2 protein-coding genes are annotated in these 2,183 nt (G+C 27.5%); both read right to left on the bottom strand.

Annotated features, from left to right (window positions below):
* Window positions 1–166 precede the first annotated feature (166 nt).
* A complete protein-coding gene (locus tag ACMOUI_RS01300) occupies window positions 167–1,342 on the bottom strand; it encodes a hypothetical protein (RefSeq protein WP_418963941.1) in 1,176 nt (391 codons plus the stop codon).
* A 464-nt stretch (window positions 1,343–1,806) separates the two neighbouring features.
* A complete protein-coding gene (locus ACMOUI_RS01295; RefSeq protein ID WP_418963940.1) occupies window positions 1,807–2,076 on the bottom strand; it encodes a PAAR-like protein in 270 nt (89 codons plus the stop codon).
* Window positions 2,077–2,183 lie beyond the last annotated feature (107 nt).

The following is a 2,183-nucleotide window of genomic DNA, read 5'->3' as shown; positions in this document are numbered from 1 at the left end:
ATAACCTAGAGTAATTAAATCCATATTTTATACAAATTTCTTTTCCAAAAGCTTTGTATAATATTCTAGCTTCTTTCACATTACTTCCTTCAAAATCAAGCGTAATACCCAATTTCATTTTATTTCCCTAGTTTAGAATATTTTAATAAATTTATTATTCAAGTTTTTATTTAACTAAATTCATTGTTTTTACATCTCCATTTTTATCAATAATTGATGTTACTCCTTGGATTGTTACATCTCCAAATGCTTCTTTACCATTCCATTTCTTTGCTCTTTCAAAATTTGCTTGTGCATTTATCTTTTTAACTTCTATTTCAATTCTTTCTTTTTCAATAGCTAGCATCTCTCTTTCTACTGAAATTACTTTCGCTTTTTCTCTTGCTATATCAACTTCATTTTTAGCTTTTGCCAATGATTGTAAGTTTATTTCTTCTTGCTTCATTCTTTCAATTTCAGCTTTTTTTCTGTCTGCTTCAGCTTGTAATTCTATAGCTCTTGCTTTAGCCATAGCTTGTTGCTCTTCTACTTTTCTTTTTGTTTCAGCTTCTATTGTTCTAACTTTAGATTCTACTATTGATTTTTGATATTGTGCTTCTAATTGAGCTTTTTCATTAATAGCTTCCTGGATTTTTCTATCTGACCATGTTATTGTGTCAGATGAATTAAACGTAAGAATAGTTATTCCATCTTTTGCAAATCTTTCTTTTGTAGCTACTTCCACTTTTTGAATTATTTCTGTTTTCTTTGGTTGAATTTCAAAAGTTGGGTATTTTGAAAACTCTGCTGCTAAAGCTCCTTGGATAAAAGGTTTTACAGTTTTTTCTAATACAGTTTCTAATGGTATTGATTGAACTTTTACATCTCTTAAATTTGAATTGGGATCTATCCCATAAATTGATAAATATGTATCTGTATTTGATATCTTAGCTGATAATGTTATTCCAGTATGAAATTCCGCTCCATTTGAACTTTCAGCTTTAAAAGAATCATCATTTTTATTAGAACCTTTATTTAAATCAGCTACCCAATCTTTAGAAACTATACTTTGAGAAACAACTATTATTTTCTTTTCTGGAAGTTTTCTTGTGTTTACAAATGGAACTGCTCCTGTACTAATTCTTTTATATGGTACTATTATCATTTTTGATGAAGATTTTACTTTTGACCAGTCTTCTCTTGTATTATCAAATTTTTGAGTTTTATCACCTTTTTCTATAGCAAAATTATTTACTTCATATGCTACTTCTGACGGTTTTATATCAACAACCTCTTTTGTGTCACATCCTGTTAGTGATAGCATTGACACTAATGTTAAATTAAGTAGTACTTTTTTCTTCATTATTTCTATTTATCTCCTTCGTAATGTATTTATAAAAATAAATATCAGTATAACTATCAATAAATAATATATATTATCTACTGTTTGATTTATTTTTATTTCTGTCCATGTTAAATTTAAAATATTTTGATTTCCTGTGTAAAATTGCTTTAATGTTGTTAGTAAAATTCCAATTAAAGCTATAATATATAATTTTAATAATTTCATTTAATAATTACCTACTTTTTATCTAAAATATACTACAAGTAGTCTACATCTAAAACTTGCTCATTTTGTGGTTTAGTAAAACTGAACTGACACTATCTTCAAGAGTTTACAAATGTGATGAACGTAACTTGGAGATAGATAGAGGCCTAAACACAAGTATAAATATTCGTGAGATTGGTAGAAGTCTACTAGCCTATTAAAATATATATCCAGGGTAGGAATTACCCGCAGAGCATGGTTAATATATCCGATACGAATCAGATACTTCCCACGAAGCCCCACCCTCTATTAGGGCGGTGGTAGTTCACCGTAAATGTTTTACTTTTATTTTCCCATTTACCTGTTATAGATAGTAAACAAGGTAGATTAAATGGAAAGTTTTTACAGTTTCCAAAAGGTAAAACATTTATATTTGGAACGTTATTTTTTTCTGTTAATGGAAATTTGCCTTTCATAGTTAAATTACTTTGAGATGTTACTTTAAGTGGTGTTGATGAAGTACCACAATTACAGTTTAAAAATAACAATTTATCTAAACAAAACTCTTCAACAAATTACTTTTTTGAATATTATATTATAACTATCTTTTAATCCACAAGATTTTAATCTAAAAAAGATACAGTAGTTTAAATAC

The sequence above is a fragment of the Cetobacterium sp. genome, from assembly GCF_048470075.1.
GTDB lineage: Bacteria > Fusobacteriota > Fusobacteriia > Fusobacteriales > Fusobacteriaceae > Cetobacterium_A.
Note: the sequence above shows the minus strand (reverse complement) of the source record. Positions and strands in the feature narration are given on the sequence as shown.

Coding starts and splice junctions, on each gene's coding strand:
- ACMOUI_RS01300 (WP_418963941.1), bottom strand. CDS start 1,342: ATGAAGAAAAAAGTACTACTTAATTTAACATTAGTGTCAATGCTATCA.